Source organism: Minwuia sp., from assembly GCF_048007105.1.
Taxonomy (GTDB): Bacteria; Pseudomonadota; Alphaproteobacteria; order Minwuiales; family Minwuiaceae; genus Minwuia.
Genome location: NZ_CP180352.1, coordinates 4,557,126 through 4,578,635, shown reverse-complemented (window position 1 = coordinate 4,578,635; position 21,510 = coordinate 4,557,126). Strand labels below are relative to the sequence as shown.

Genomic DNA, 21,510 nt, shown 5'->3' with positions numbered 1-21,510 from the left:
AACCTGATCGAAGACCGGGGAAGGGGACCTTCGGGTCCCCTTCTTCTTTGCGGGGAGGGTGAGACTTGACAACATTCGCGGAAGCGCTGGTGGCCGCGCTGCATGCGCGCGGGACGCGGCATCTGTTCGGCGTGCCGGGCGGCGGCTCCAGCCTCGACCTGATCGAGGCCTGCGGGAAGCTGGGCGTGCAGTTCGTGATGGCCCGCGGCGAAACGGCGGCTGTGCTCATGGCCGCCGCCACGGCCGAGATCACCGGCGCGCCCGGCGCGGCGCTGGCCGGCGTCGGCCCCGGCGCGGCGAGTGCGGTCAACGGCATGGCCTACTGCATGCTGGAGCGCGCGCCGGTCGTGCTCTTCACCGACCGCGTGCCCGACGATCCGAACCGGCCGAGCTGGCATCAGAAGTTCGACCAGACGGCCATGTTCGCGCCGGTCGCCAAGCACGCCGCCTACATCACGCCGGCCACCTCGGGCGAGGAGATCGCGGCGTTGCTCGACGCGATGACCGGCCATCCGGCCGGACCGGCGCATGTCGACATGACCGCAGCCGAGGCGGGCCGGGCCTATGCCGACGCCGTGCCGGCGCCGCAGAGCGTGGCGGGCGCCCTGCCGCCGGAACTCGAGCGCATGGCCGCGATGCTGGACGGCACGATGAAGGTGGCGCTGATCGCCGGGATCCAGTCCCGGCACGCGGGCGAGGGCGTCCGCGCGCTGGCCGCGGCGCTGAACGCCGCCTGCCTGACGACCTACAAGGCGAAGGGCGCCATTGCCGACGACAATCCGCGGCTGGTGGCGCAGTTCACCGGCGGCACTGCCGAGGCAGCCGTGCTCCACGAAGCCGGGATCGTCGTTCTGGCCGGTCACGACCCGGTGGAGGCGATCCCCGGCAAGTGGCTCTACGACGCGCCGGTGCTGGCGCTCTCGACCTGGGACTGGACCGCCGAGGGCGGGCATCCCGCTCCGGAGATCATGGCTGTCGGCGATCTGGACGCCATGGCGCGGCAACTGGCGCAGACCGCCCGCGGCGCGGACTGGGACGCCGCCATCGCCGGGCACCGCAAGAGCTACCGCAACCGCGTCGCCTATCCGGCGGTCGAGGGTGTGAGTCCCGACGACGCCGTGAATACCGTTCAGGTCTCGGCCGGCGAGGCGGCGCGGCTCTGCTGCGATGCCGGGGCTCACATGATTCCGGCTCTGGCGCAGTGGATCGCGCGGGAGCCCGTTGGCGTGCTGAAGTCCAACGGCCTCTCCACCATGGGCTATGCGCTTCCCGCCGCCATCGGCTCGGCGCTGGCCGACCCGGACCGCCCGGTGGTGGCGATCACCGGCGATGGCGGGGCGATGATGTGCCTGGGCGAGATGGCGACGGCGGCCGAACTGGGCCTCGACATCACCTATGTCGTGCTCAACGATTCCGCGCTTTCGCTGATCGACGTGAAGCAGCGGAACCAGCAGCGCCCGAGGTCCGGCGTGGCGTCGGAGACATTCGATTTCGCGACGATCTCGCGGGGCTTCGGCTGGCCCGCGGCGACCGTCGACCGGCTGGATCATCTGCAGCCCAGCCTGGATCTTCTGAAGACCTATCTGGGTCCGAAGCTGCTCGACATCCGGATCGACCCGTCCGGCTACGGCGCCCAGTTCGAGGCGATGCGGGGCTAGCGGACGCGGTAGTGATCCAGTGTCGTCCGGATCATGCCTTCCAGGCTGAAGGACCGTTCGGCCCATTCGGTCGCCGCCAGGCCCATCAGGTCCAGCTTGCTGCGGTCCGACACCAGCGCTTCCAGTGCGTCGGCGAGCGCGCCGGCCTCGCCGCTGTCGACCATGATGCCGGTCTCGCCCGGGATCATGGTCTCAGGTACGCCGCCGACCTGCGTCGCCGCCACCGGCACGCCGAGGATCTGCGCCTCGATCAGCACGTTGGGCAGGCCTTCCATCCGCGAGGTCAGCACCAGAACCGACATTTCGCGCATCCACGGTTCGATCGGGCGTTTTGCGCCCGGCAGGTGAATACGCTCCGACAGGCCGGCCCGCGCAACGCCCTCGATAAGCTCGGGGCGCAGCGGACCGTCGCCGATCAGCAGGAAATGCGCCTCCGGCAGACGATGCGCCAGCAGGATGGCGGCCTCCACGAACAGGCCGGGCCGCTTCTCCTCGGAGAAGCGCATGACACCACCCAGCACGAGCGCCTCGTCGGAAATGCCCAGCTGCTCCCGGATCGTGCCCTGGCTCACGCTGGCCGCCGACTGGCGGATCTTCTCGACGTCGAAGCCGTTGTGAATGACGCCGACGCTGCCTGCGGCGAGACCGAGCCAGTCCTCGTAATCGCGCGCGCCGTTCCTTGAATTGTTGACCATCTCCACCTGCGGCAGCGCCAGCATGGCGGCATAGCCGGGTTCGAGATATCGGCGCATCCGCCGGCGGGCGTCGGGACGCGTGGAGCGGGTACCCATGACGATGCGCGGCACGCCGGCCAGAAGCGCGGCCAGACCGCCGGCGATGTTCACCGTGTCCTGCCACAGATGCACGACTTCGGGCCGGTGTTTCAGGAAGATCGCCAGCAGCGGCAGGGCCATGGCCTGGACTTCCGGCGGCATGGCGGCGGCGATCCGTATCGCCTCCCGGTGCGGTATGGCCTTCTCGCCCAGGTCCCGGATCAGCTCCATCGGGTCGTGCCAGCCCATGTCGATCACCGGAAAGCCGGACTCCTCGACCAGGGGCAGGAAGAAGTCATGGCGGTGATGCGGGTTGAGCGAGCGGGCGACCAGGTGGATGTCGTCATAGCCGTGATCGACGCGGCGCAGCGCTTCCATCGAGAACATGACCTGTCGCTCGGAACCGCCGCTGCCCAGCGTCGAGGTCACGATCATCGCGCCCCGCCGCCCTGTCTCGTCCGCGGGCCGGGGCCAGGGCCGTTCGGCAATGCGGGCGAAGACGTCGTCGGGGAACAGCGCGCCGCGGAACCTCTCGTCCGGCTCGCCACGCCAGTCAGGGAAGGTGCAGGACAGCAGCGAGGACGCGTTTACCAGCGTTCCGACGATCATCGGATCCGCCCTGCTCAGCTTGCGCGCCTCGACCGCCCGTTCCCATGCACGGCCATAGGCCCCGCGATTGCTCTCGAACCGGATCGCGCGGCGCCATAGTCCGACATCCTCCGGCGCCTTGCCGATAGCGCGATCGAACAGATCCTCGGCCTGATCGGGCAGATCGACGACCTCGGCAAGCCGTGCGAGATCGGCGAGCGCGGAGGGATCCTCCTCGTCGGCGAAGGCGCGCGCCTGATCCAGCAGTTGCCGGGCTTCGCCGACCTTGTCGGCGGTCATCAGCTGGGCGGCGTGGCCGATCCAGAAGCCCGTGTTCGAGGGATAGAGTTCCATCCCGCGGCGAAAGGCCTCGCCGGCGAGTTCCGGCTGGCCGAGACGATGCCGCAGCGTCGCCAGATAGAACAGCCCGCCTTCGTGGTCGGGGGCGGACAGCAGCAGGTGTTCGGCCTCGGCGAGCGTGGTGTGGCCGTCCATGTCCATGTTGAACATCTGCACCACCAGCCGGTAGCGCAGTTCGGGATCGTCCGGGAACCGGCCGCAGGCCTGCCGCCAGTGCGCCAGCGCACGGTCGTCGTCACGTTGGGATTCGATCGTCCGGCCGATCTGCAGCAGCGCTGCCGGATCGTCGCCGATAGCCTTCATCGTCTCGTCGTAGCGGGCCGCGACGGCTTCCTCGTCCCCGGTTCGGTAGGCCAGCAGCACATGTGTGGCCCAGGCCCGGACATGCTGCGGCGCCTGCTGCCGCAACCGGGCGCACTCGGCGTCCGCCCGCCGCAGGTCGCCATTGCGCATCAGGGCGATGACCAGGTTCTCCAGCGTATCCTGATGCTGCGGGTTGAGCTGCAGGGCGGATTCGTAGTGCCGCGCCGCAGTGGCGAAATCGTTTTCCTGCGCGGCGCATCGCGCGAGGAAGACGTGCGGTTCGAACGGCCGGACCACGGTGCCCGGCGCATCGAGCAGGCCGTGCCAGCTCTCGGCGGCGCCGGCGAAGTCGCGCTCGGCATAGAGCAGCCGCGCCCGGCGCAGCTGGATGTGCTGCGATCCCTCATGCGCGCCAAGGCCGCGCTCGACCCAGAACCTGGCCTCTTCGCGCCGTCCCAGCGACATGAAGCCGTCGGCCAGCGTCGTGATCAGCCGTTCCGGCAGCGCAGCGTCCGGAAACCCTGCGACCGTACTGGCAAACGACGCCAGCCGGTCGGCGTCGTTCGAGCGCGCATGCTGACGGGCGGCGAGTACAAGAGCGGCCTCGTTGCGCGGCTCAAGCTCCAGCACGCGCTTGGCAAGAGCGGAGGCGGCCTCCCGGTCGCCCATCATTTCCCGCGCGCTGGCTGCCTGCAGCATCGGTCCGACGCGCCCCGGCTGAAGCTCGGCCAGCCGTCCCCAGGCTTTCGCTGCAGCGGGCCAGTCCTGCACGCGGTTGGCGGCGAAGCCGGCGACTTCGGCCGCCCCGATATCGTCGTCGTCCTCCGCCAGCAACGCCATGGCCAGTTCCAGGGCTTCTGCATGATTGCCTTCGTCGAACAGACGGCGGGCCTCGGCGGCGTCGGAGCCGGTCAGGCGTTCTGGCTCGGGCGGCAGAGGCTCCGGTTCTGCCGGCTCGGTATCCTGAGCCGGTTCTGGCGCTGCTGGCTCCGGCTCCATTTCCGGCACGGTGGGATGAGGACCCTCTTCGGCTGCGATATCGCGCGATGGTTCCGGCGCGGGCGCGGGCCTGTCCGGCAACCATTCGTCGATCTGGGATCCGCACTCCGGGGCGATCCGCCGCGCCTCGTCGAAATGGGTCTGTGCGGTCTCAGGCTGCCCCTGCCGCCAGGCGATCCGGCCCAGGAAAAGGTGCGGTTCCTCCGGACGCGGGGCGTCTTCCGGCCAGTCGATCACCGCCTGCCAGTGCCGTTGCGCGTCGGCAAATCGGCCTTCGCGGTAGGCCTGACGTCCCAGAAAGATGTTGGCTCTCAGACCGGTCTCGGCATCGTCGGCGGCGGCCCCCAGGAATGATGCGGCCTGGCGCCACGCGTTCATCCGGGAACAGGCGCGTCCGGCCAGCAGGGCAGTGCGGGGCGCATTGCGGATTTGCGCGGCGGTTGCCGGTTCGGCGAACAGCCTGCGCAATTGCGGGTCCATGCCGTTGCGGTCCAGCAGCCAGATCTGGCGATGCAGGAAGTCCTCGTGACCCGGATGGTGGGTGCGGGCGAAGTCGACGGCGACCACAGCCTCGGTCTGCCGGTCGAGCCGGAGCAGGGCGCGGATGTAGTTGGCGTGGGCGCGGGCGTCTTCCGGACGCCTCAGCGCGCGGGCGCCCCAGATATCGGCCGCAGCCGTCCAGTCGCCGGCGCGGTTGGCGGCCACGCCCGGATCGACCTCCCGTTTCCGGCCGGGGTTCGATGGCGCATCGCCGCCATCCTCCGCCTCCGCCGGCGGCGCCATCATGCGGGGTGTCTTCACGCGGCCCTGCCTTCGGAGAGGCCCGGCGCACGCACATCAATGCCGAGCGGTTCGCGCCCGTCGCCGTCGATATAGGTCTGGTACCAGAGCTCGAGGCAGAGCAGCGTCCAGAGCCGGGTTCCGTGATCCTCGGCGCCGGAGATGTGTTCGTCCAGGACGGAGTGCATCCAGGTCGGATCGATCAGGCCGCGCTCGCGGAACCGTGTCGCGGTCAGCGTGTCGTAGACCAGATCGGCGATGTCATTCGCCATCCAGTGCGCGACCGGCACCGAGAAACCCATCTTGCGCCGGTAGAGACAGTGCTCGGGGACATGGGGTTCCATCGCCTGCTTCAGCAGCGCCTTGGACTGCAACTCGTTGTGGCGGTGGTAGATCCGCTTCGACTGCGGCAGACGCGCCGCCCATTCGGCCAGAACGTGATCCAGAAACGGGCTGCGCCCTTCCAGGCTGTGCGCCATGGTGGCGATGTCGGCCTTCACCAGCAGATCGTCCGGCAGGTAGGTGTCGACGTCGATGCGGGCGACCCGCTCAGCCACGGCACCGTCGGGCGCGCTGTCCAGATCCGCCAGCCAGTCCGACGGCGGATTGAGGCAGTAGGGCAGAAGCGCCGGTCCATAGCCGCGCATGCGGTGCTCGTCGCGGAACTTGCCGACCATGCGCTCGTAGCGGTCGCGGAGCCGCAGGCGGCTGGCCTGCGGTCCGACGCGGCGGTTCGCCAGATTGGTGGGGGCCTTCTGATCCATCCTGAGATAGCGGGAGTAGCCCAGGAAGATCTCGTCGCCGCCGTCCCCGGTCACCGCCACCGTGACATGGCGGCGGATTTCCTTCGACAGCGCGTAGGTCACCAGCGCCGAGGAGTCGGCATAGGGCTCGCCATAGTTCCAGATGATCTGCGGCAGGACGTCGATCAGCCCGTAATCCATCTGGAAGTCGCGGTGCTCGGTGTCGTAGCGGCGTGCGACGGCCTCGGCATATTGCAATTCGTCATTGCCGATATTGCCGAAGCCGACCGAGAAGGTCTTCAGCCGCGACGACATCTTCGGCGCCATCCGCGCGACGACCGCCGAGGAGTCGACGCCCCCGGACAGGAAACAGCCGATCGGCACGTCCGCAATCATGCGCAGCGCCACGGACTCATCGAACAGCGCCATGAATTCGTCCAGCAGATCCTCGACCGGGCGGTCTTCCAGCGAGTGGTCGATCTCGGGAAGCGCCCAGTAGCGCCATTGCCGTCTGCGGCCGTCCGCCGAAATAACCATCGCCGTCGCCGGCGGCAGGCGCCTGATTCCGGCGAAGGCCGTTTGCTCGCCTGTGCAGTAGCCGAGCCCGAGATAGTCGTGCACGACTTCGGGAACGGCTTCCCGCGGCACGCCCGGCGCGCGCAGGATCGCCTTGATCTCCGACGCGAACAGAAGCCGCTCGGCCGTCTGTCGGTAGTAGAGCGGCTTCTTGCCGAAGCGGTCGCGCGCCATGAAGAGTTCCTGGCGGACGTCGTCCCAGAGCGCGAAGGCGAACATGCCCCTGAGCTTGTCCAGTATCGCATGGCCCCAGTGCATGAAGCCCAGCAGCAGGATTTCCGTGTCGCCGGTCGTCCGGAGCGTGTGGCCGGCCTCGACGAGTTCCTTCGCGATTTCCTCGAAATTGTAGATCTCGCCGTTGAAGACGAGGCGAAACCGGCCCTCGGCGGCCAGCATGGGCTGCGCGGAGCGCACGTCGAGGTCGATGATGGACAACCGCTTGTGGCCGAGGCCGACCGCGCCATCGACATGGATGCCGTCCATGTCCGGGCCGCGGTGATGAATGGCCGCCAGCATGTCGCCCAGCCATTCGCGGGCGCCGTCGGGCAACGGTCTGCCGTTGAAGTCGAGAACTCCTGCGATGCCGCACATCAGGCAATACTCCTGGCCGCCGGGTCCGGACCGATCTGCGTCGGCCTTGTCACATATTTAGGCCCGATTTCAAGTGATGCCGGTCATCGGCCTATCGCGGTCAGGTCGCCAGCCGCGCCTCGATGATCGCGGCGAACTCCAGCGAGGAGTCGAGTTTCAGCGCCTGCCGGGCTGCTGCAAGCGCCGCCTCGCCGTCGCCGATGCGTTCGAGGCACTTGGCATACTGCAGGAACATGCGGGCATTGTCGGGCATGCTGGACGTGAGGCTGCCCCAGATGTCGGCCGCCTCGCGGTGCCGGCCCTGGCCCATCAGTGTCTGGCCCAGGACCTGGCGCACATAGACGCTTTCGGGGTCGCGGCGCAGATGTGCGCGCGCCAGTTCCAGCGTGTCCGCGGCGTCGGACTTGTGGGCGCGCATCACCTGATCGATGGACAACCGCAGGATCGACGAGCGGATGCCTTCGCGGTCCTGGACCTCTTCCTTGTCCCGGATCAGTTCGAAGATCGACCAGGCGCGATCGGGATCGAGTTCGCCAACGGCCTGCCGTGTCATCAGGATCAGATTGCTGAGGATCGAGCGCTGGTTCGCAGCGGCTTCCTCCAGATGATAGCTGTCCGTTCGGCCCTGGACCGGAAGATCGCCGATTCCGTTGTAGGCGGCAAAGGCCAGATCGTACCGGCCAGCGCCGGTGAGCGCCCGGGCCACGGCCATGCGGTAGCGGATGCAGAGCCGGTCGATCGACGCCGCCTTGCGGAAACAGGCCACAGCGGTGTCGAAATCCTCCTGCGCCTGGCGTTCGCGGCCGAGGGCTTGCCAGCATTCCGGGTCGGAAGGTTCGGTTCTGGCCCGATCCAGCGCGGCGTTGAAACCTTCGCTGCGCTCGCCCGCCGGCACCGCCGAGGTGCAGCGTTCGATCAGTGCGTCCGCTTCGGGCGCGGCGTCCAGAAAGTCCGAGAACGCATCGCCGGGTTGCGAGGTGCAATCCGTCATGTCGGCGCCGCCTGCCGCAGCCACGGACTGCAGCACGCTCCGCGCTTCCGGCCACAGGTCGGCGGGCGGCAGATTGGCCGCTGCCTCGGCGATGGACGATGCCGGATCGTCAGGCTGCCATGTGGCCGGGTCGACGCTCTGGCGCTCCCCGGTCAGCAGGCTGACAATGGCCGCGCCCAGATGCAGGTCGGAAGCCTCCGGCGCAGCACGCCGTGCCGCCCTGACGAAATAGACAAGTGCCGTCGGCCCAAGCCCCTGCTGGCAGGCGCGGGCGGCAACGCACCGGGCCGCTTCCCCGTCATCCGGTGCAAGCTCGAGCAGGGCGCGCCAGCGCACATCGGCCTGTGCGTCGCGTCCTTCCTCGACAAGTGCGCGCGCCTCGTCGCGAAGGGCGGCGACCTGTTCGCCGGTTTCGAGGATATGGGCTTCCGACATCTGGATCAGCCCGCCGCCGCGCGTTTGCTCTCGGCCGCCGGCCAGTTGCCGATGGCGTCCATCAGCCGGTCGGCGATGACCGCGTCGAATTCCGGCGAGTAATGATAGAGATCCCGGCCCTGGTTCTTCAGCGCGGCCTCGCGCCCGTATTCGGCGAGCCAGGGGCTCGGATCGAAGAAGGCGCTGCCGGTCTCGGCGGCGGTCTCCTCGACAAGACGGCGGTTGCGCGCACGCAGCGCGGAAATGGCGTTGTCCTGATCGTCGAAGCTGAAATGCGACACAAGCATCACCGGCACGCCAGCGCTTTCCACCAGATCGTGGACGGCCTCGCGGAAGGCCTCGTCCGACTGCTCCTCGAAACGCAGGGTGCGGATGATCTCTTCCTCATGGGGCCGCAGGTCATCGCCGCGCTTTGCAACAAGCTCCTCTGCGCTGAGATGCACATCGGGATTGCGCTGGGTCACGTCGCGCCACCAGTTGAGGAAGTCGACACCCCCGCGGCGGATGAAGTTCTCGGAGAAGTAGTTCTGCTGGAACTCGTACATGCCGCAGACGAGGCGGGAGAACGAGCAGGCCTCCACGATCAGGAAGTCCGCCTTCGACAGCGCCTCGTGCAGGGTCCCGTTGACGCGCGGCGACGTATCCGTGCGGAAGATGTAGGGAGCGAAGACGTCCGGAACGCAGATATCGCCGCGCGCGAATTCGAGATATTGCTGCGCTTCCTGCGGGCCGTGTGTGAAGGCGTTGTACTCACGCCAGACGAGTTCCGCCCGGCCGTTCTCCAGAAGCACCCGCATCGGGTTGTGAACCCGGCAAGTCCCTATCACAGCGAAGCTTTTCGGCTCCGCGGCGCTTGGGCCTCCGACACTGGTACGAGCAAGTAACATCTTGCGATTCCCGGTTCACGATTGCTCAGAATACGCGAGAAGCGTGCCAATCGGAAGTTGCCCGCCATCACGAGCCGGATAGCAGTTCCACCAGTTCGCCGACGGTCTCGACCGTGTAGCTGGCGTCGATATCGACGGCGGCGCCGGCCCGGGCCTCGATGTTCATCATGATGCGGACATGGGCCAGCGAGTCCCAGCCGGGCACGTCCGCGGCGGTCGTGCCGGGGCCGATGCTGTCCGCAGCCGCCCCGGTTTCCTCGGCGATGGCGGCGGTCACGTGGTTCATCCATTCTTCGGCAGTCAACGGCTCAAACCTTTCCGGGGCGATCGAGAAATTTCTGGAGATTCGCGGCGCGCCCAATCTTGCCGCTGGTGGTCTTGATCAGCCATCCCTGATCGACCAGTTCCACCGCGCGCGGCATCACCTGGAAGATCGAGAACAACCTGTCGCTGACATCGCGGCGGACATCGGCGTCCGCCCGTCCGGTGCCGACCTCCCGTTCGGCGATGACGATCATGACCTGGGAGCCGACCTTGGGGTCCTCATGCGCGAGAACCACGGAACGACCGGGTTTCAGCCCTTCGATTCCTGCCAGTTCGGCTTCCGCCTCGTGGGCGTAGATATTGCGGCCGTTGATGATCATCAAGTCGTCGTTGCGGCCGAGGACGTAGAGCCGACCGTCCACCATGAAGCCGCGGTCGCCGGTGTGGTAATAGCCTCCTTCGAGCCGCTCGGCCGTCCTTTCGGGCTCCTCGTTGTAGCCGTCGAACAGGTAGGTTCCGGCGATGGCGATCTCGCCGACCTGGCGTTCGGGCAGGGCCTTTCGGGTGGCATCGCGGATTTCCACCGACAGACCGTCCAGCACCACGCCCGACTCGATGACCTCCAGCACCTGCGCGCCGTCGCCCGCGGGTTCCGCCCTGGCATCCGTCCGCAGCCGGTCTGCATCGAGCGACAGCCGCTGCGGCGGCTGCCCCATCGGCGTCTGCGATACCGCAAACACCGTCTCGGCCATGGCATAGCAGCACTGCAGCTGGTCCTGCCGTACGCCTGCTGGCTGGAACGCGGCGGCGAACCGGTCGAAGGTGCCGGGCTTGCAGGGTTCGGAGCAGTTCACGAAGGCGCGTACATGGCCGAGATCGTAACCGGCGGCATGCCGCCCCGCCGTCAGCGCCAGATGCTCGAACGCGAAATTCGGCAGCCAGCAGAGCGTGCCGCGCTCCTCGGTCAGCAGGCTCAGCAGCATTCCCGGCCGGGTCAGCCAGTGAAACGGGTCGATGTGGGTGACCGGCAGTCCCAGCACGATCGGCGTCACCATGCAGGCGATCAGTCCCATGTCGTGATAGAGCGGCAGCCAGGACACGACGCGGTCCTCGCCATCGGCCTTCAGGGCCGCGGCGTAGCTGTCGACATGACGCAGGATCGCGTCGTAGCTCAGGCGCACGCCCTTCTTCAGCCCCGTCGTGCCCGAGCTGTGCTGCAGCAGCGCCACCTCGTCGACGCCGCGCGGCGCGAATGCGGCATCGGTGCCGCGGGCGCCAACCGTCTCGACCTCGATCAGGGCCGCCTCGCCGGTCTCCAGGCCGGCTGCCGCCATCTCGGCGAAGGTTGCGCGGTCGGCGACGATCGCGGCCGGACGAATGCGCGCCAGCAGCTTGTTGTGCGACTGCCAGTAGAGCTTCGGGTCCTGCCGCGGCGAGGTGCACGGCATCAGCGAGGGGACGTGCCCCGCCAGCATCGCGCCATAGAAACTGCCGTAGAGTTCGGGAACGTGGCGAAGAAAGATCAGCACCGTGCCGCCTGATCCGGCAATCCGCTCGTTATAGGCAGCCGCGAAGCGCCGGCAGTCGGCGGCGACATCGCCGAACGAGAGATCGGTGCGTCCGCCCGCCGTGACGAAGGAGGCCGCCCTATCCGCCGGCCTGTCCGCGAAATGCCGCAACAGGGTGTCTGTCAATCTGTTGGTCATGATCCTCGTCGGGGTTCGCAGGCTGCGTTCCGGATTTTCTGCACCAAGTGTGGGGATTACCGCATGTTGTCCGGTTCGTTCTAGCCTTCGTCGCGCCTATGGTGATAAGTCACATACACATAGGTTCGTCGCCGTCCCGCAAGTTGCCCGGTCCCCGCTACGGAAGAGGCCGGGCGTCTTGACCCCGCGGGTCGGCGTATCACGTTGATCGGACGAACATAATGACGACTGAACTTGCGTTGGCCGTCGAAGCTGGTGAGGGCGCACCGGCGGAGACGGAAGAGCAACTGCCCCGCGGTGAAGCCGAAGCGCTCATCGCCCTCTGCCTTTCCGACAGGGAACTCGTTACACTCGCGCTGGATGCCTTGTCCGAAGGCAAGGACGACGATGGCATCGTGGCCGCGGTTCGCGATCTTGCTGCGGCTCTGGACAGTCTTGGCCGGGAAAGTGCTGCTGCAAGTGCGCTGGCCGGGCGATGTCTTGCCGCAGCCGAGACGCATGCGGACGCCGGGGCCGTGGACAAGGCCGCCTCGTCGCTGGCCCTTGCGGACAGGCTTGGCGCAGACGCCGAACGCTGCGAGGCGCTTTCCGTCCGGCTGGCGCGCGATCTCACTCTCGGCATGCGCAACTCACTGGACGCGAAGGACGACGTGACCGCGCTGAGGCTGTCGGGCATTCTGACCCGGGTCGCGCCGGGTTCGGCCGAGGGTTGGCAGGTGCGCGGCCGGATCCTGCTGCGGTCGGGTGACAGCCATGACGCTCTCGTGGCGCTCCGCAAGGCCGTCGACCTGGACGAGTCCTCGCAGAACACGCAGCTCAATCTGGCAAGGGCGGAGATCGGTTGTGAGCGCTTCCGCCCCGCGCTGCTGACCCTGTTCCGTCTTCTCCGCCAGTCGGACAGCACCGACGGGCGTTACCGGCCGCTGGCCATAGCGGAGTTGGAGAACCTGTTCACGGCGGTCGCTTCGGCCGGCGTGCTTGCAGAAGCCGAAGGCGATCTGGGGCAGATGAACGAGTGCCTGACGATCCAGGAGGAGATCGCGCAGCGCGTCGCCGGCAGCCTGATCGAGTACGTGTCAGGCGCCCGCAACACGGCGCGTGCGGCGTCGTCCTACGCCCGCCTCGCACTGGCTGCGGGACGCGGGCGGCAGGGGCTCGACGTCTGTGACGCGGCCATCGAGATCGACCCGGACAATGCCGGTCTCTGGTCGATCGTGGCGCGGCTGCGGCTGCATTATCACGACAACCGTCAGGCGGCTCTGGCCTTCCGGCACTCTCTGGAACTGCAGCCGGACCAGCCTTCGATGCTGGACGGTCTGGCCGAGGCGCTGTTCCGCGAAGGCGAGATGGCGGAGGCAGTGGCCACGGTGGCCCGCGCCGCCGAACTCGCGCCGGACAATGCCGGGGTGCGCGCGCGGATGGAGCGCATCGCCCAGACGGCGGCCGCCGCCGAAGGCGAACGTCCCGACCGTCAGGGCCGGCGTCACGTCGCCATGCTCGGCCTTCCGGGACAGGGCAGCGGGCGGCTCGGCGCCATGCTGGCTGCCGGCGGCGACGCGATGTTCATCGGCGAGTCGGTGTGGATCGCCGGTCAGGGCGTTCAGGGCGAAGACGGAGAGCGCAAGTTCGCGTCCTGTCAGACCTGCCGCACGCCGGATTGCAGCTGTTTCGATCTCGAGTTCCGGAAGTCGCTTTCGGACGAGTCACCCGCCGACTGGTACGGCGCGCTTGCGGCCAGGGCCGGCTGCCGCGTCATCATTTCCAGCGACAACAGTCCGCAGATTGCCCGTGGGCTAGACCCGCTCTGCGCCTGCGACTGCGTGATCGCCTTCCGCTCGCCGGAAAAGGCGTGGGCCATGACGCTCGATGCCTATTCCCGCTCTGGCCGCAAGCCGCCGCAATTGCACAGGTTCCTGCAGGGCTGGAGCCGCATCTACGTCTCGGCCCTGTCCGATTTTCCGGCCGAGGGTGACGTCGTCGCCGTGGACCTCGACGCCTTCGACGCCGCGCCGCGCGACATCGCGGCCGCGCTGCGCCGGCGGCTCGGCCTGTCGGATGCCGGCACGCCGGCGCTGGCCGATCATGTCTTCGGACTGAGCCTGGACGAGATTGCACCGGACGCGATGCCGGAAGCTGCCGACTGCGAACCCGCGGACAGGACGCTGATCGGCGGGTACCGCGATGCGGCCGAGATCTATGCCCGGCTGAAGAAGCTGGCCGGCTGACGCCGGCCACGCCGCCTATTCTGTCGGCGTGGTCCGCAGTCCCTTCGGCTGCCCGACGCCGACCACGATCATCGCGTCCAGATTCAGGATCCGGTTCGCCACCCGCTTGATGTCGTCGACGGTGACGGCATCGATGCGCTCCGGCCGGCGGGCCATGTAGTCGCGGCCGAGATCGTAACGCTGGATCGCGACCAGCAACTCGGCAATGGCGCTGTTGGAGGCGAAACGCAGCGGGAAGGCGCCATTGATGTTGGCCTTCGCCTTTGCCAGCTGTTCCTCGTCCGGTCCGATGTCGCGGTATTCGGCGATGGTGGTCTTCAGGACGGTCAGCGCCTCGGCGGCCTTCTCGTTGCTCGTCGACAGTCCGCCCAGCCAGGCGCCGCCGCGGTCCAGCGGCCTGAGATAGCTGTAGACGCCGTAGGTCAGGCCCCGCTTCTCCCGGATCTCCTCGGTCAGCAGGCTGCTGAAGCCGCCGCCGCCCAGGATATGGTTCATGACGCGCGCGGCGTCGAAGTCGGGATCGGTACGTACGATTCCGGGGGTGCCGAACACCAGGACAGTCTGCGGGCCTTCATAGTCGATGTATTTCTCGACACCCGTTGCGTTGAACGAGGCTTCGCCGAGTTCAGGAATGCCGCCAATGGCCGGCAGTTTGCCGAATGCGGTCTCGAGAAGCGGCTTGAGCGCTTCGGGCGTGATATCGCCGACGACGCCGATGATCAGGTTCTCGCGGCCGACCGTCGTGGCCATGTGGCTGCGGAGATCCTCTGCCGCCAATGCGGCGACGGTTTCGGGGGTGCCGTCGGTCGGCTGGCTGTAGCGGTCGTCGCCGAAGGCGAGCGCCGAAAACGCCTGGCCGGCGATCGCGTTCGGGTTCTGCAGGCTGCGGGCGATGCTGCTCTGGATCTGCGCGCGCATGCGGTCCAGCGCCTCTGCATCGAAGCGGGGCTCCGACAGCGCGAGGCCGGCCATGCCGAACGCCTCGCCGGCGTTCTCGGTCAGCGTCTGCAGAGTCATGTTCAGACTGTCCCGCCCGGCCTCGAAGCTGAGCCGGATGCCATGGTCGTCGAGGCGCTGCTGGAAGGCCTGGGAATCCATGTCGCCCGCGCCCTCGTCGAGCGTCGCGGCAAGCAGGTTCGCCCGCCCCGCCTTGTCGGCGGGGTCGGCGACCGCGCCTGCGCCGCGCCACATGGCGCTGACGGCGATCATCGGGATCGACGGTTCCTGCTTCAGCCAGGCGACGATGCCGCTGTCCGTGCGGACCTCGACAATGTCCTCACCGGATCCGGTTTCGGCCCGGGCGCCGGAGACGGCGACGGACAGGACGACCGCCAGCGCGGCGAGCAGCTGCGCATACAGGAACAACGCGTTTCGCATCAGGACTGCTCCTTCGGCGTCAGGGTGGCGGTGACGGAGCGTTCGGCGCGGAACACGGCTTCCGCAGCCTTTCGGACGTCTTCGGCGGTCGCGGCGCGGACACGGTCGGGCCAGCTCTCGATCTGCTCGACGCTGACGCCGCTCACCATGGCGCTGCCGAAGATCCGGGCGCCGCTGAAGAGGCTGTCGCGCATATAGACCGCATCGGCCAGCAGACCGGTCTTCGCCCGTTCCAGCTCGGTCTCGGTCACGCCCTCTCGGACGATACGGACGATTTCCGCGTCGATGGCGCTCTCAAGCGCCTGCAGGTCCACATCGCGCGCCGGCGTCGCGTAGATGCCGAAGGAGCCCGGCCCGCGCGAGACGCCCGAATACCAGGCCCCTGCATTGACGGCCAGCTTCTGCCCGACCACCAGTTCGCGGCTCAGGCGGCTGGTGCTGCCCGCGCCGAGGATGTCAGACAGCAGTTGCAGGCCGACCATCCGTTCCGGGTCGCCCCAGTTTGCGCTGTCGGCGACATACATGCGCTGCCAGCTGGCTTCGGCGACGCGGGGATCGCTGTGGCTCAGGCGGCGAGCGGCGCGGTGCGGCGGTTCGTGCGGCAGGTCCCGTTGCTTCACCGCCGGATTGGCGGGGATCACGCCGTAATACTTCTCGGCGAGCGGACGGAGCTCTTCGGCGGTGATGTCCCCGGCGACGACCAGGATTGCGTTGTTCGGCGCGTAGAAGGTGCCGTAGAAGTCCAGCGCATCCTGCAGGCCGAGGGCCTTGATCTCCTCTTCCCAGCCGATGATCGGGATGCCGTAGGGGTGCGCGAGATAGAGCGCGGCCTGGACCTGCTCGCCGAACTGGCCCTGCGGCGTGGAGTCCGTGCGCTGGCGGCGTTCGGACAGCACGACATCCCGTTCGGTCAGCATGTCCTTCTCGCCGAACTTCAGATTGACCATCCGGTCGGATTCCATCCGCATCACCAGCTCCAGCCGGTCCCGTGCGATGGTCTGGAAATAGGCCGTGTAGTCCTGCGAGGTGAAGGCGTTGTCGCGTCCGCCATTCGCGGCGACGATCTTGGAGAACTCGCCGGGCGGAATGTTGTCGGTGCCCTTGAACATCAGATGTTCCAGGAAATGGGCGATTCCCGACTTGCCGGGCGGTTCGTCCGCAGCGCCGACCTTGTACCAGACCATGTGCACGACCACGGGCGCGCGGTGATCGGGAATGACGACGACCTGCATGCCGTTGTCGAGGGTGAAGCTCTCGGGATTGAAAAGCCCTGCGTCGGCGCGGTTCTGGAACAGCGTCAGAGCGCAGACGACAGCGAGGGCAAAGAGGATCCGTGCCAAGACCATCTCCGGTTTCTGGAATGACTCGAAATGCATTTGGGCGACCTTGAGCCCTGCGGCAAGTCGCGAGAACGTGAGCGTGACGGTCGCCGCTAGAAGAACAGGCCCTGGCGCTCGATCGAGGTGCGTTCGATCGGCTTCGGTTCCCGCCGCGCGCCGACATCCGTGTCGAACAGGATCAGTTCGGTCAGCAGCCGGTTGAGTCGGGTGGCCGCCTGTTCCTGCTGGGCCGCCAGGGCGCGGACACCGCGCGGCGGCGTCAGCGCACCGGCCTGCCGCAGGAAGGCGAGTTCGCCGGCGCTGGCATTCTCGGGCAGTTCCTCCTCGCCGGTCGCGCCGCCGATGATGGTGCCGTCCGAGGCGATGACCGCGCCGGAACGCGGCCGACGCGGCAGGTTCTGCACGGCCGCCGTATCGGTTGCGCCCGAGGCTGGCGGTCGGAGACCGAAGTCCGGCGGCACCACGAGCGGCGAGAAGACCGTCACCTGACTCTCGTCGGGCGACGTCTTGGAAAGGCCAAGCACGTCCTTCGCGGACTCGCAGGCGCCGAGGCCCGCCGCCACGGTCAGGACGGAAGCGATCTTGATGAATCTGGACATCTGAATCCCGGTCATGTCGCCCTTTTAGTGCCTTCCCTGCCGCCGAACAAGGAATCGAGAATGAGGCCGATCACGCCCAGTGAAATCGCGACGTCGGCGATGTTGAACGCGGGCCAATGGCTGCTGCCGAGGTTCTCCAGCGCCCAGACGCCGGCGCCACCCGACAGGTAGACGTCGAAGAAGTCGGCGACGGCGCCCCAGACGAAGCGGTCGATGGCATTGCCGACGGCGCCGCCGGCGACCAGCGCCAGCGAAAGCCTCAGCAGCGCCCCGCCGCTCTTCATGCGCACCAGCCAGACGCAGAGCGCGGCGGCGACCGCGAGGTTGATGACGCCCAGCAGGTATTTCGAGCTTTCGCCGCCGTCGGAGAACAGCCCGAAGCTGACGCCGGTGTTCCAGACCATCACCAGGTTGAAGAAGGACAGCAACTCGATCGGCTGGCAGCCATAGGGCAGACCGGCCAGGATCTGGCAGCCGCGCTCCGACATCACGCCCACAAGGAGATGCTTGGAGATCTGATCGGCAGCGACGATGCAGGCGGCGAGAATGAAGGGCCAGAACGGCATGGGGAACGGAGAGGCTCCAGGCGGGGCGGGCTATAGCCGCTACATAGGCCTTCCGGAGGGAGTCGTGAACCCGGATTGACGACCGGCCAGCAGAAGATGCGGTAGATCGAAGCCGGCGGCGGGCCGGTCAGGGCTTCCCGCCGCGGCCGATGACGGTCTTGCCGATGTCGATGATCTGCTGCGACGGCGCGACGGGCTGCTTGCCGAAATCCATGGTGTCCGAGGACATGGCCTGGACGATGGCGCCGAGTTCCTCCGCCGTGACCCCGCCGTCGGCGCGGGCGATCTGCAGCGCGTCGTAGCGGCTGCGGTAGAAGGCCTCCATGCGCATCGCGTACCGCATCTGATTGGCCATGATCTGCACCGCATAGAGGGCGAGCAGCACCAGGCCGATCCGGAGTGCGAGGCCATTGACGAAGGCCGGGTCGAACTCGGTGCTTTCGGATGCGGGTTCCAGGGGTTTCTGCTTGTCCGCCGTCTCGTCGGCCGCTGCCTGGGCCCTTGCAGCCAGTGCCTCGGTGTCGGTGAGGAAGGTTTCCAGCCGTCGGGTGAAACGGCCGACTTCGGAACTGGCGATCTGCGCGCCACGCAGCATTTCCAGGTGGAACCACAGGGCGTCCATGACCTTTCGGCGTCCGGAGAATCTGTCATTTGCCCATATCTGGCCGGGCTGCAGGACGGCCGTCGTCGGCGCGTCGAAGTCGATAGCCGATTTGAGCCGCTCGACAGTCCGGTTCCAGTCCAGTGAGCTGTCCGAGAACGGCGGCAAGCCGATGCTCTCCAGTATGACGGGTCTGGAGCCGCCTTCGTCCGGATCCGTCAGCCGGCCGGCGAGTGCGATTTCGCCCGAAGCCGTTAGCGATGCGGTGACCGGTATGATGCGGCTTCCGAAGACGAAGGGATCGATGTCGATCGGGGTCACTCTTTCGTTTGTACCGGCAGATGATATCCGCCAGATGCTGAAACCCGCATTCTTCCGTTCTACGAGATGCAGGAAGCCGTCGCCCCGAACCAGTGCCGGTCCCACTGGCGTACCGCTGCCGACGGTCACGCCGGGAATAGCCGAACTGAAGCACGACCGGAACGACAGACGGGTATCCGAACGCAACAGCGTGAGGTTGCACTCGTTGTCGGGCTGTCGGGTCTGGGTCCAGTTCGGAGAGGCGTTATCCTCTCTCGCAACAGCAAAAGTCGTGTGCGGTGGCGCGGCGGCGAACCACAATACCTGGCCCGGGAGACCCGGGCGCCGCTCAGGCTCGTCGGGGTTGGCGATAAGCGAGCCGTCGTCCCCCTTCTCGAGCAGTATCTGCGATGTCGCCGAATCTGAGTTGACGGCCAGCCACACACCTGCCGAGTAGGTCGCCGGTGGAAGCGCAAACCGGCGCGGTTCTTCGTCCAGTGCAACACGCCCGTTCGCATTGGTCGTGCCGAAGAAGTCGCCGATCGTGTTGCGTTGGCCTCGGCTCCTCACGAAGCTGCGCAGCCAGTCAATCGGTCTGCTGCGCCACTCGATGCCGGTCACCTGATCGAGCGATACATTGCTGCGGTTGATGCTGGTCTCGCCGGTCAGGGTGAACAGATGCACCGCATTGTCGAGCACGACGAGATTGTTTGTCTGGAAATCCAGCGGTTGCGGCCGCGCAGAAGGCGTGCCACCGACATTTGGCCCAAGAACGCCGGAGGTCTGCCCGGTCGAGACGGGCACGTAACCGATTCCGCTTCGGCCTTCCCCGTCGATGACAAGAACCTCGTTCTCGCCCAGCCGGTGGAGTTGCCGTACCGAGCGGGATCCCTCCACCTGCAGGTCCGTGGCCGGCCAGTAATCCTCGCTCCAGCGGTGCGGGCCGGTCTGGATGGCCGCCATCAGGACGGGCGGCCCTTCTGCGCCGGAAAGTTCGAACACCGCGACCGGATTGGAGCCAGGGACACCCGGACGAGGCGGAAGGATGGCGAGCGGAAGCACGCTCCTCGAACCGCTGTCGAACGTGTTGAAGTACCAGGCATGTCCAGTCTCGCTGGCGAGCGAGCCGTAACCCTCGATCAGGTCTTCCGTTTCCGTCAGCTTGTCGTCGAGCTTCTGTTCGGCGTCGGCCTGGGCCGCTTCTGCCGCGGTCTTGGCTCTCAGCCATTCGGCCTGCCGCTGGTTTTCCTCCAGCAGGCCGATGATGCTCTGCGCCAGCATCACCGCCGGGGCGACGAACAGGACGACGATCAGGACGGCGAACAGGAAGAAGCGGCCTCGCTTCCGCATGGCCGCCGACAGACCGAGCAGATCCTGCGCGACCTCGGCCGCCAGCGTGTCTTGATCCTGCCGCGTGTCCCCGTCCGCCAACTGCGTTCCCCCAAACGCATTAGATAATCAACGATATCAACGTCATCCGGTTTCGCACAACGATTACGTGCAATGAAAAAGGCCGGGGCGTGAACCCCGGCCTTCAGTTCTTCTGCGCTTGAGCGGGTGGCTCAGTTCCAGCGGCGGATTTCCAGACGCGCCAGCTGATCGCGGTGCACCTCGTCCGGGCCGTCGGCCAGGCGCAGGGTGCGCTGGTGGGCGTAGGCGAAGGCGGTGCCGAAATCGGTGGTCACGCCGCCGCCGCCATGGGCCTGAATGGCCCAGTCGGTGATCTTGCAGGCGATGTTCGGCACCGAGACCTTGATCCCGGCGATCTCGCGGCGGGCTTCCTTGTTGCCGACCGTGTCCATGCGCCAGGCGGCATAGAGGACGTAGAGCCGGTTCTGGTCGATCATGATGCGGCTTTCGGCGATCCGCTCGCGCCAGACCGACTGCTCGATCACGGGCTTGCCGAAGGCGACGCGCGACTTCAGGCGCTTGATCATCTTCTCCAGCGCCCGTTCGGCGACGCCGATGGAGCGCATGCAGTGATGGATGCGGCCCGGGCCGAGGCGGCCCTGGGCGATCTCGAAGCCGCGGCCCTCGCCCAGCAGGATGTGGTCGGCGGGGACGCGGACGTCCTCGAACAGCACCTCGCCATGGCCGTGCGGCGCGTCGTCGAAGCCGAAGACCGGCAGCAGGCGCTTCACGGTGATGCCGGGCGTGTCGCGCGGCACCAGGATCATGGACTGCTGCTTGTGACGGTCCGGATTGTCCGGATCGGTCTTGCCCATCAGCACCAGGATCTTGCAGCGCGGGTCGCCGATGCCCGACGACCACCACTTGCGGCCGTTGATCACGTAATGGTCGCCGTCACGCTCGATCCGGGTCTGGATGTTGGTCGCGTCCGACGAGGCGACTTCCGGCTCGGTCATGGCGAAGCAGGAACGGATCTCGCCGTTGAGCAGCGGCGTCAGCCACTTCTCCTGATGCTCCTTGGTGCCGTAGCGGGCGAGCACTTCCATGTTGCCGGTGTCCGGCGCGGAGCAGTTGAAGACCTCGGCGGCGAAGTGGGAGCGGCCCATCAGTTCGCAAAGTGGCGCGTATTCCAGGTTGGTGAAACCCGGCCCGCCCTCGTGCTCGGGCAGGAAGAAGTTCCACAGACCCTCGGCCTTGGCGACCTTCTTCAGTTCTTCCATGGTCGGGATCGGCTGCCAGCGGTCGCCGTCCGCGATCTCATCCTCCATCTTGTCCTCGTTGGGATAGATGTACTTGTCCATGAACGAGGCGATGCGCTCCTGCATCTCCAGGCTGCGTTCGGTCTGCGTGAATTCCATGATTGCCCTCCCCTACAGGCGATGTTGACGCCGCGCGGTACGCTGCGGCCCTGAACTGGGCGGATCATAGCCGGGCCGAC

Annotated in this window: 14 protein-coding genes; 2 read left to right on the top strand and 12 right to left on the bottom strand. The window is 67.3% G+C overall.

Annotated features, from left to right (window positions below; all coding sequences use genetic code 11):
• Nucleotides 1–65 precede the first annotated feature (65 nt).
• On the top strand, nt 66–1,658 hold the full coding sequence (locus ACMVY4_RS22200) for a thiamine pyrophosphate-binding protein (protein ID WP_416898118.1): 1,593 nt from the start codon (nt 66–68) through the stop codon (nt 1,656–1,658).
• Here the strand turns inward: ACMVY4_RS22200 and ACMVY4_RS22195 are convergent.
• From ACMVY4_RS22195 to ACMVY4_RS22170, 6 genes are all read right to left on the bottom strand, one after another.
• Entirely contained in the window at nt 1,655–5,482 is a 3,828-nt protein-coding gene (locus ACMVY4_RS22195) for a glycosyltransferase (RefSeq protein WP_416898117.1), read from the bottom strand. The two genes, ACMVY4_RS22200 and ACMVY4_RS22195, sit on opposite strands and share 4 nt — an antisense overlap.
• Nucleotides 5,479–7,371, bottom strand: a complete 1,893-nt coding sequence (asnB, locus tag ACMVY4_RS22190; protein WP_416898116.1) for an asparagine synthase (glutamine-hydrolyzing) — start codon at nt 7,369–7,371, stop codon at nt 5,479–5,481. The genes ACMVY4_RS22195 and asnB overlap by 4 nt, the downstream gene beginning before the upstream one ends.
• Nucleotides 7,372–7,471: 100 nt before the next feature.
• A complete protein-coding gene (locus tag ACMVY4_RS22185; RefSeq protein ID WP_416898115.1) occupies nt 7,472–8,797 on the bottom strand; it encodes a tetratricopeptide repeat protein in 1,326 nt (441 codons plus the stop codon).
• A 5-nt stretch (nt 8,798–8,802) separates the two neighbouring features.
• On the bottom strand, nt 8,803–9,594 hold the full coding sequence (locus ACMVY4_RS22180; protein ID WP_416898114.1) for a hypothetical protein: 792 nt from the start codon (nt 9,592–9,594) through the stop codon (nt 8,803–8,805).
• A gap of 157 nt (nt 9,595–9,751) precedes the next feature.
• Nucleotides 9,752–9,970: an acyl carrier protein gene (locus tag ACMVY4_RS22175; protein WP_416898113.1), complete on the bottom strand. Its 219-nt coding sequence runs from the start codon at nt 9,968–9,970 to the stop codon at nt 9,752–9,754.
• A 22-nt stretch (nt 9,971–9,992) separates the two neighbouring features.
• The gene (locus ACMVY4_RS22170; RefSeq protein ID WP_416898112.1) at nt 9,993–11,654 is read right to left on the bottom strand and encodes an AMP-binding protein; all 1,662 of its coding nucleotides are present in this window, start codon (nt 11,652–11,654) and stop codon (nt 9,993–9,995) included.
• A gap of 221 nt (nt 11,655–11,875) precedes the next feature.
• On the opposite strand from ACMVY4_RS22170, the gene ACMVY4_RS22165 reads away from it, so the two are divergent.
• Complete coding sequence (locus ACMVY4_RS22165; protein WP_416898111.1) at nt 11,876–13,879, top strand: hypothetical protein; 2,004 nt, start codon at nt 11,876–11,878, stop codon at nt 13,877–13,879.
• Between the two features lie 15 nt (nt 13,880–13,894).
• Here ACMVY4_RS22165 and ACMVY4_RS22160 read toward each other — a convergent pair whose 3' ends face one another.
• From ACMVY4_RS22160 to ACMVY4_RS22135, 6 genes are all read right to left on the bottom strand, one after another.
• Nucleotides 13,895–15,256: a M16 family metallopeptidase gene (locus ACMVY4_RS22160; RefSeq protein ID WP_416898110.1), complete on the bottom strand. Its 1,362-nt coding sequence runs from the start codon at nt 15,254–15,256 to the stop codon at nt 13,895–13,897.
• Nucleotides 15,256–16,602, bottom strand: coding sequence for a M16 family metallopeptidase (locus tag ACMVY4_RS22155; protein ID WP_416898109.1), 1,347 nt, complete (start codon nt 16,600–16,602; stop codon nt 15,256–15,258). Before ACMVY4_RS22155 ends, ACMVY4_RS22160 begins: the two co-directional genes overlap by 1 nt.
• Before the next feature lie 86 nt (nt 16,603–16,688).
• Nucleotides 16,689–17,195 (bottom strand): DUF3035 domain-containing protein, encoded by a 507-nt coding sequence (locus ACMVY4_RS22150; RefSeq protein WP_416898108.1) that lies wholly within the window; start codon nt 17,193–17,195, stop codon nt 16,689–16,691.
• Between the two features lie 11 nt (nt 17,196–17,206).
• Nucleotides 17,207–17,761: a signal peptidase II gene (gene lspA, locus ACMVY4_RS22145; RefSeq protein WP_416898107.1), complete on the bottom strand. Its 555-nt coding sequence runs from the start codon at nt 17,759–17,761 to the stop codon at nt 17,207–17,209.
• Nucleotides 17,762–17,888: 127 nt separating this feature from the next.
• Nucleotides 17,889–19,946 (bottom strand): hypothetical protein, encoded by a 2,058-nt coding sequence (locus tag ACMVY4_RS22140; protein ID WP_416898106.1) that lies wholly within the window; start codon nt 19,944–19,946, stop codon nt 17,889–17,891.
• Nucleotides 19,947–20,224: 278 nt separating this feature from the next.
• Nucleotides 20,225–21,430 (bottom strand): acyl-CoA dehydrogenase family protein, encoded by a 1,206-nt coding sequence (locus tag ACMVY4_RS22135; protein WP_416898105.1) that lies wholly within the window; start codon nt 21,428–21,430, stop codon nt 20,225–20,227.
• Nucleotides 21,431–21,510 lie beyond the last annotated feature (80 nt).

What these genes read in the sequence shown, in the direction of transcription:
- asnB (WP_416898116.1), bottom strand. Translation starts at nt 7,371, where the DNA reads ATGTGCGGCATCGCAGGAGTTCTCGACTTCAACGGCAGACCGTTGCCC.
- ACMVY4_RS22185 (WP_416898115.1), bottom strand. Translation starts at nt 8,797, where the DNA reads ATGTCGGAAGCCCATATCCTCGAAACCGGCGAACAGGTCGCCGCCCTT.
- ACMVY4_RS22180 (WP_416898114.1), bottom strand. Translation starts at nt 9,594, where the DNA reads ATGCGGGTGCTTCTGGAGAACGGCCGGGCGGAACTCGTCTGGCGTGAG.
- ACMVY4_RS22175 (WP_416898113.1), bottom strand. Translation starts at nt 9,970, where the DNA reads ATGAACCACGTGACCGCCGCCATCGCCGAGGAAACCGGGGCGGCTGCG.
- ACMVY4_RS22170 (WP_416898112.1), bottom strand. Translation starts at nt 11,654, where the DNA reads ATGACCAACAGATTGACAGACACCCTGTTGCGGCATTTCGCGGACAGG.
- ACMVY4_RS22165 (WP_416898111.1), top strand. Translation starts at nt 11,876, where the DNA reads ATGACGACTGAACTTGCGTTGGCCGTCGAAGCTGGTGAGGGCGCACCG.
- ACMVY4_RS22160 (WP_416898110.1), bottom strand. Translation starts at nt 15,256, where the DNA reads ATGCGAAACGCGTTGTTCCTGTATGCGCAGCTGCTCGCCGCGCTGGCG.
- ACMVY4_RS22155 (WP_416898109.1), bottom strand. Translation starts at nt 16,602, where the DNA reads ATGGTCTTGGCACGGATCCTCTTTGCCCTCGCTGTCGTCTGCGCTCTG.
- ACMVY4_RS22150 (WP_416898108.1), bottom strand. Translation starts at nt 17,195, where the DNA reads ATGTCCAGATTCATCAAGATCGCTTCCGTCCTGACCGTGGCGGCGGGC.
- lspA (WP_416898107.1), bottom strand. Translation starts at nt 17,761, where the DNA reads ATGCCGTTCTGGCCCTTCATTCTCGCCGCCTGCATCGTCGCTGCCGAT.
- ACMVY4_RS22135 (WP_416898105.1), bottom strand. Translation starts at nt 21,430, where the DNA reads ATGGAATTCACGCAGACCGAACGCAGCCTGGAGATGCAGGAGCGCATC.